Consider the following 6,677-nt stretch of genomic DNA (forward strand, 5'->3'; position numbering starts at 1 on the left):
TTATCAGGCCTGTGAGGCTAACGCAGCATCGCCATCAACTCCTCCGGCGAGCGATGCTGCTTCAGTAAATCCCGCATCACCCGCATATGCGGCGAGGAGTAGTTAAAAAAGGTCTGGTAGCCCTCACAAAGCCGGTTTTTCCCCTGGCTATCCCGATGCTCAGGACATCCGCCGCCGCAAAAGCGCAAGAAAGAGCACTTCTGACATTCAGCGCTTAGCGGCGCCTTGTCCGGCGCTTCAACGCCATTCTTGCCGCCGCACCACTGCTGTAGCGTCTCATCAAAAAGGCGGACCGAGATACGCTGAATATCTTCACGTACCCAAATATCAAATACGCTATTTAAAAACCGCCCCCAGTCTGCTGAACACAATGAATCCTCGGTCAACATTCCGTTCCGGTCATGTTCCAACAATGGGATAAAATGGACATTGCGAATGCCGAGCCGTTGTAAGTTACGGTACAGTTGCTGAGGGCGCTGGCTATTCTGGCGATTTACGACGACCTGAATCTGGTCATCACTCACGACAATGTCCTGACGTCCTGTCATATAAAATTCCCGATAAATGCAATAAGTTGGCGAATATGGGTAACAGCAAACAGGATTGCGAGCGACAACACCGCGAGGGAGATCAAAAATTTGTCACGCACGACATGAGTTTCGGAAAAATCGCTATGCGCGACATCCATCAAATTACGACTCAGGGTATAACGCCAAAGAATCACCGCCACTATCGCCAGAACGCTGATTGACACCCAGAACAAGAACCCCGCCTGATGCCAGTGGTGCCTGACGGCTAACGCCATTAACGCCCCGTATCCCAGCAGCGTGCGAAACCAGGCCAGCGACGTACGCTCCGGTTGCAGTCCCGGATCGTTCTGCCGACGGGCTTTACGACTATCCGGCATACAGTACCAGCCCCATAACTATCACCGCGACAATCATCAAAATAACGCTGATGATCAACAGGCTATGGGTATAAGGCAAATCCTCTTTCAGGCGCATCGCTTTTTCATTACGTAACCAGCGTAGATAGCCATAAATCGCCAGGCCGCCCGCAAACAGACACAACAGTAGCGCCAGCAGTTCACGGATCACCGGCGTGGCAAAATCCGGGGCGAGCTGATCAAGACCGACGCCTGCCGCCAGAAATCCCAGCGAGGTGCGAATCCACGCCAGAAAGGTGCGCTCATTTGCCAGTGAGAAGCGATAATCCGGCGCTTCTCCGAGGCGGGAAATCTTCATGACGACTCCTTTTACGTTCTTATGTATTCCCGTTCGTTTTCAGAATACCACTCACGTTGTTGCTGATATGCTTCACATTATCCCGCAGCAAGGGAATCTTATTGCAAAATAACTGTAGTTCACTGGTGACGTGTTTCGGCGCAACCGCGCTCATTCCCGCTATTTTTCATTTCAGTTGCGACCTTTTTCAACGCCACCGCCAGGAAAGGCATTATTGCCGAATTAAAAGCTGAAAAACCACCCGTCGCGACGAAAAAAAAGGCGATGAAGATTGATAACTAACTGAAAAAAATTGGAATTATGCTCGTTGCCATTACGCTGATTAGCGCGTTCATTGAGGAAGAAGATAAGAAGAAGAGCAGAAGTGTGGCCGGTGCGGCGCGCGTTATCCAGCCTGGATTTAACACAGTGCATAGGCCGGATAAGCAACGCGCCATCAGGCGCTAACCCATTCCCCAAAAAATCACCGCCAGCAGTTGTGGCGTGATAATACGCAGGAACATCACTAACGGATAGACGGTCGCGTAAGAGAGCGCCGCCGCGCCGCTGGTGGCATGAAGATTGTTGGCAAATGCCAGCGCTGGCGGATCGGTCATCGAACCGGCCAGCATCCCGCACAGCGTCAGGTAGTTCATTTTGGCAAAAATTCGCGCCAGCAAACCGACGGTAATCAGCGGAATAGCGGTGATGAAAATACCGTAGCCAATCCAGCTTAATCCTTCGCCCTGTGTCAGCGTATCGACAAAATCGCCGCCGGATTTCAGCCCAACGACCGCCAGAAACAAAACGATGCCTAATTCACGCAGCGCGAGGTTGGCGCTCGGCGGCATAAACCAGTACAGCTTACCGATGCTGCCGATACGCCCCAAAATTAGCGCCATGATCAGCGGCCCGCCAGCCAGCCCCAGTTTTAGCGCGACCGGGAATCCCGGCACAAACAACGGGATTGACCCAAGCAGAACCCCTAATCCGATGCCGATAAACACCGGCAGCATCTGCACCTGCTGGAGTTTTTGCTGCGCGTTGCCGACCACATTGGCTACCGCATCAATCGAGGCAGGACGCCCCACCAGATTGAGAATGTCGCCAAACTGCAGGCTAGCGTCGCTGCTGGCGACCAGCTCAACGCCCGCGCGGTTAAGGCGGGAGATAACCACGTCATAACGCTCTTTAAAGTGCAAATCGCGGATACGTTTGCCGAGCACTTTTTCGTTGGTGACGACCACACGCGCGACACGTAAATCCGTGCCGCGCGTCGACAACGAGGTGTCCACTTCCTTACCGATCACCAGTTGCGCGTTATGCAGGTCGGTAGATTGGCCGACGAGGTGCAGCAGGTCGCCTGCCTGGATAATCGTCCCCGGCGACGGCACCATCAGCGTGTCGTCGCGTTTCAGGCGTGAGCAAATGATTTTATCGCTGTTCAGGATCGGCACATCCTGGATAGCCATATTATTGAGGTTCGGATTCTCGACACGGATATTCATTGTCTGAATTAATGAATGACCGTTAGCGAGAGAGGATTCGTGCTTCTGCGCCTCCGCCTCGACGTTAACGCGAAAAATCAGCCGCATCAGCCACATGGTGAGCAAAATACCGCAGATGCCAAACGGATACGCCATCGCATAGCTCATCCCCATCTGATCCACCAGATCCACTGGCGTTCCCAGATCGCGCAGGATTTGCTGACCCGCCCCTAACGCAGGCGTATTGGTGACTGCGCCGGAGAAAATCCCCAGCACCACTGGCAGCGGAATAGCGAAAATTTTATGCAGAATCGCGGTGACCAACCCGCCCATAATCACAATCAGAACAGCAAACAGATTGAGACGCAGCCCGGAAACGCGCAGCGAGGCGAAAAACCCCGGCCCCACCTGTATGCCGATGGTATAAACAAAAAGGATCAGGCCGAATTCCTGGATAAAGTGCAGCATATCGCCGCTCAGCGTCACCCCAGCCTGATCGACGAAGTGGCCGACGATAATACCGCCGAACAGAACACCGCCAATACCAAAGCCGACACCGCGCACTTTAATGTTGCCGATCCATAAACCGACAACCGCCACCAACGCCAGAACGCTGACCGTCAATGCGATATCACTCATCTTTTCTTCCCTGTGAGTAACATTTCAATTTATAGGGATTATGACTGAACCGTTAAGGCATATATACAGCATGGCGCACATTCTCATGTTACAAAACCGCCCAGACGTCCTGACTTCGGCAGCGTCTTACCCTTTTTCGTGGCACAAAAAAGCCCCGCCATCTCTGGCGGGGCAAGGCAAGGAGCTTATTAGCTATTTAATGCGGAGCGTTCGTTAATGGCGATACGCTGCGGCGCAATGGTTTCCGGCTCGTTACGGGTTAAATCAATATGCAGCAGGCCGTTGGTAAACGTCGCGCCGGAAACTTCCATATTCTCAGCCAGCGTAAAGCTCAGGCTAAAAGGCTGCATGACCAGGCCCTGATGTAACCATTTGGGCTCGTTTTCCGGCTGTTCCGGCGTACCTTTCACCGTCAGGCGCGTGCCTTCCAGTTGAATATCCAGATCTTCCTGACGGAAACCGGCTAACGCTAAGGTAATGCGATAATGGTTATCGTCGCTTTTTTCGATGTTATAGGGCGGGAAGCTCTGGCTTTCGCCGCTGTTTTGCAGCGCATTGGCCAGCTTGTCAAAACCGATCCATTGACGCAGCAGTGGGGATAAATCGTAGTTACGCATAATCATTTCTCCTTCTAAGAAGCGAGTTTTTACCTTCACACTTTACGTGCGAATATGCTCCCTGACGGCGAGCATGGGATGACAGGCCGCGCAACGCGACCCGACGGAATCAGTTAATTTCGATACGGCGCGGTTTGTTCGCTTCCGGAATCACGCGCTCCAGTTCGATATACAGCAGCCCGTTGACCAGGTTTGCGCCGCGAACGTGAATGTTCTCCGCTAACTGGAACTTACGTTCAAAGTTACGCTCGGCAATGCCCTGATACAGGTAAGTACGTTCTTTCTGCTCGTCCGCATGAGCGCCTTTTACCACCAGTAAATTATCCTGGGCAGTAATCTCCAGTTCGCTTTCCGCGAAACCGGCAACGGCAATGGCGATGCGGTAGTGGTTTTCGTCTACCAGCTCAACGTTGTACGGAGGGTAGCCGCCATTACTTTGGCTTTGGTTATTTTCAAGCAGGTTAAACAGACGGTCAAAACCAATGGCAGAACGGTACAGCGGGGATAAATCAAAGTTACGCATAATCATAAACTCCTGAAATCAGCGAGAATGTCAGACCTTCCATCATGGACAGGCCAGGATTGCCAGAACACCCATCAGGCGTGCCCTTCTATTCACTACGTCTTATAAATGGGTCTGAATACGTACTTTTCAAGTATTTTAATCCGACTTTTTTTTGCAGTTTATTGGCTATTGCATAGACTGGTTGGGACAGCACTGATTGTTAAAGTGCGATTACCGCCACAGTGCCACGTACTGGTGATGTTATTTTTAGCAACGGATCGCTATAACTCATCATGCAAATAACGACAACCAACAGATGAATGAGTGATGATAAAAAACGTGTGGTTAACGCTGATAATATGGAATGGGATGCTTTTATTAGGCGGTTGTTCAAGCGTCATGTCGCACACCGGCGGTAAAGAGGGTACTTATCCTGGCACGCGCGCCAGCGCTACGATGATCGGTAACGATGAGACAAACTGGGGCACCAAATCGTTGGCCATCCTGGATATGCCGTTTACCGCCGTGATGGATACGATCCTTCTGCCGTGGGACATCTTCCGCAAAGACAGTTCGGTAAGATCGCGCGTCGAGAAAAGCGAGGAGGAGACGAAAATGACCAATGCCGTCATCCCCCCGGCGAAGATGCCTCCTCCCTGATTTATCGCCCGGTTTCCGTCACCCATAGCTGACGGAACCCTTTCACCTCTTCCATCCATGCGACGTGTCGCCCATCCGGTGAAAAAACGACGGCGTCCGCAGACGGCGGGTTGTCGTGCCTGGCGGTTAAGAAGTCGATCCTCCCACTTTGTGCGTCGCAGCAGGCAATCCGATTTTCCAGCACCAGTCCCAGCCATTTACCCGACGGATGCCAGTTAAACGCTGACTGTACGCCGGTCGCATGATGCGTTAACTGCCGGGGCTCGCCTCCCTGCGGCGATATCAGCCACAGTTGCGCTACGCCGTTATCGTCCCGCATCAAAAAGGCGATCGCCGTCGCCTGCGGATTACTGCGGACCCAGTGGCGTGGTTCGTTAGTGAGTCCAGGATAAACACGCTGGTGAGTAAAGGTAAGACGCCGCTGAACTACGCCCAACGGCGGCGATGGCATCGTTGATTCGGTTCCCGTCAGCGGCGTGTCGCCTGCCTGTTTCCAGCCGTTTTCATGACACGGTAAATCGACAATAAACAGCTCCGGGACTTTTTTGCCCGTCAGCGACAGCGTATCGCCAATAAAGGCGATCTGGCGGTTGCCCACCCAGCCCTCTTCATAGGCGCGGTTAATGTCATCGCTGCCAGGTCTCGGCGCAGGCGTCGTGCGGCTAACCAGTACGCACCAGTGGCTACCGCTGTATTCGCGCGGATGCTGAACCGGCACCGTAACCGGCCCATACGGCGCGGCCACGCCGACATTGCGCAGATCCAGCGCCGGATCTCGCTCATGCAGAACGTGGTCATTATAGGTAAAACTCACCAGCTCGCCGTTCGGGCTAAACACATGGACGTGGCTGCCGCCGCGCAGCGCGCCGGGAGTATACGGCGCAGTAATATCCATCGCATCGAGGTTAGTCACGCCTCCCGGCGTTGCAATAACGCCCCGGCGGTGGTGGAAATCGTAATGCCACGTCTCATCAGGGTTTTCAGGGCCATGAATAAACACATAGTGATTGTCGGCAGGATGCACCGTCACCACACCGACATGCGCGCCCTGCACGGCGCGATAAATCACCTCCACGTCGCCGGTATGCACATTGACACGCTCAATAGTCTTGCCCGTAAATGACGCGCCTGAAGGCCGCACATCAAAGACCAGCCACTGGCTGTCAGGTGTCCAGGTATTGGTGTTGGTAAGCTGGTGATGGCGCGGCGTAAAGGTGATTTGTTTCATGGGATGTCCTGATAAGAGACGATGCTCGTCATCATACTGCACACGGGCTTCACTTTCAGGCTTTAGCGTATCGTTGGGATAGCCAGGCCCGATGGCGCCACGCCACCGGGCCGTCAGGGTCTTATTTCTCCTGCGCCAGCCGGATACTGCGCTCTATCACCGCCCGCCGGGCGTCACCCGCCGGCAGCAGCTTCAGCATCATCTCCCAGGCCGCCACCGCCTCGCCAAAGCGCTGCTGCTCAAAGGCGCTGAACGCATACAGGCTTAACACCCGGATATCCGTGTGGTCGCGGCTCACCAGCCGGCGCAGCAGCTCCC

General features: G+C 53.8%; 9 protein-coding genes and 1 other annotated feature. Of the genes, 1 reads left to right on the forward strand and 8 read right to left on the reverse strand.

Features of this window, described 5'->3' with window-relative positions; genetic code table 11:
* Positions 1-17: 17 nt before the first annotated feature.
* The 6 genes from J4728_RS16865 to ibpA all read right to left on the reverse strand — a co-directional run bounded on the left by J4728_RS16865 (position 18) and on the right by ibpA (position 4,489).
* The gene (locus tag J4728_RS16865) at positions 18-548 is read right to left on the reverse strand and encodes a radical SAM protein (RefSeq protein WP_000147828.1); all 531 of its coding nucleotides are present in this window, start codon (positions 546-548) and stop codon (positions 18-20) included.
* Entirely contained in the window at positions 545-907 is a 363-nt protein-coding gene (locus J4728_RS16870) for a DUF202 domain-containing protein (RefSeq protein ID WP_001113454.1), read from the reverse strand. Before J4728_RS16870 ends, J4728_RS16865 begins: the two co-directional genes overlap by 4 nt.
* Positions 897-1,244 (reverse strand): YidH family protein, encoded by a 348-nt coding sequence (locus tag J4728_RS16875; protein ID WP_000703964.1) that lies wholly within the window; start codon positions 1,242-1,244, stop codon positions 897-899. The genes J4728_RS16870 and J4728_RS16875 overlap by 11 nt, the downstream gene beginning before the upstream one ends.
* 443 nt (positions 1,245-1,687) lie before the next feature.
* Positions 1,688-3,349 (reverse strand): putative transporter, encoded by a 1,662-nt coding sequence (locus J4728_RS16880; protein WP_001279790.1) that lies wholly within the window; start codon positions 3,347-3,349, stop codon positions 1,688-1,690.
* Positions 3,350-3,537: 188 nt separating this feature from the next.
* The gene (gene ibpB, locus J4728_RS16885; RefSeq protein ID WP_001246919.1) at positions 3,538-3,966 is read right to left on the reverse strand and encodes a small heat shock chaperone IbpB; all 429 of its coding nucleotides are present in this window, start codon (positions 3,964-3,966) and stop codon (positions 3,538-3,540) included.
* A 109-nt stretch (positions 3,967-4,075) separates the two neighbouring features.
* A complete protein-coding gene (gene ibpA, locus J4728_RS16890) occupies positions 4,076-4,489 on the reverse strand; it encodes a small heat shock chaperone IbpA (protein ID WP_001532742.1) in 414 nt (137 codons plus the stop codon).
* Positions 4,483-4,556: a sequence feature (ROSE (Repression Of Heat Shock gene Expression) occurs in the 5'-region of heat shock genes and acts as an RNA thermometer to modulate expression.), on the reverse strand. (Overlaps the previous gene by 7 nt.)
* A 242-nt stretch (positions 4,557-4,798) precedes the next feature.
* Here ibpA and J4728_RS16895 point away from each other — a divergent pair.
* A complete protein-coding gene (locus tag J4728_RS16895; RefSeq protein ID WP_001675643.1) occupies positions 4,799-5,131 on the forward strand; it encodes a YceK/YidQ family lipoprotein in 333 nt (110 codons plus the stop codon).
* A 1-nt stretch (position 5,132) separates the two neighbouring features.
* Here J4728_RS16895 and J4728_RS16900 read toward each other — a convergent pair whose 3' ends face one another.
* Positions 5,133-6,359, reverse strand: a complete 1,227-nt coding sequence (locus J4728_RS16900) for a DUF3748 domain-containing protein (protein ID WP_001749295.1) — start codon at positions 6,357-6,359, stop codon at positions 5,133-5,135.
* A 121-nt stretch (positions 6,360-6,480) separates the two neighbouring features.
* The coding region (locus tag J4728_RS16905; protein ID WP_367301562.1) for a tetratricopeptide repeat protein at positions 6,481-6,677 on the reverse strand (197 nt) is incomplete at its 5' end.

Source organism: Salmonella sp. 32070601201500089SM (assembly GCF_017573605.1).
GTDB lineage: Bacteria > Pseudomonadota > Gammaproteobacteria > Enterobacterales > Enterobacteriaceae > Salmonella > Salmonella enterica.

What these genes read in the sequence shown, in the direction of transcription:
- J4728_RS16900 (WP_001749295.1), bottom strand. Translation starts at nt 6,359, where the DNA reads ATGAAACAAATCACCTTTACGCCGCGCCATCACCAGCTTACCAACACC.
- J4728_RS16870 (WP_001113454.1), bottom strand. Translation starts at nt 907, where the DNA reads ATGCCGGATAGTCGTAAAGCCCGTCGGCAGAACGATCCGGGACTGCAA.
- J4728_RS16880 (WP_001279790.1), bottom strand. Translation starts at nt 3,349, where the DNA reads ATGAGTGATATCGCATTGACGGTCAGCGTTCTGGCGTTGGTGGCGGTT.
- ibpA (WP_001532742.1), bottom strand. Translation starts at nt 4,489, where the DNA reads ATGCGTAACTTTGATTTATCCCCGCTGTACCGTTCTGCCATTGGTTTT.
- J4728_RS16875 (WP_000703964.1), bottom strand. Translation starts at nt 1,244, where the DNA reads ATGAAGATTTCCCGCCTCGGAGAAGCGCCGGATTATCGCTTCTCACTG.
- ibpB (WP_001246919.1), bottom strand. Translation starts at nt 3,966, where the DNA reads ATGCGTAACTACGATTTATCCCCACTGCTGCGTCAATGGATCGGTTTT.
- J4728_RS16895 (WP_001675643.1), top strand. Translation starts at nt 4,799, where the DNA reads ATGATAAAAAACGTGTGGTTAACGCTGATAATATGGAATGGGATGCTT.
- J4728_RS16865 (WP_000147828.1), bottom strand. Translation starts at nt 548, where the DNA reads ATGACAGGACGTCAGGACATTGTCGTGAGTGATGACCAGATTCAGGTC.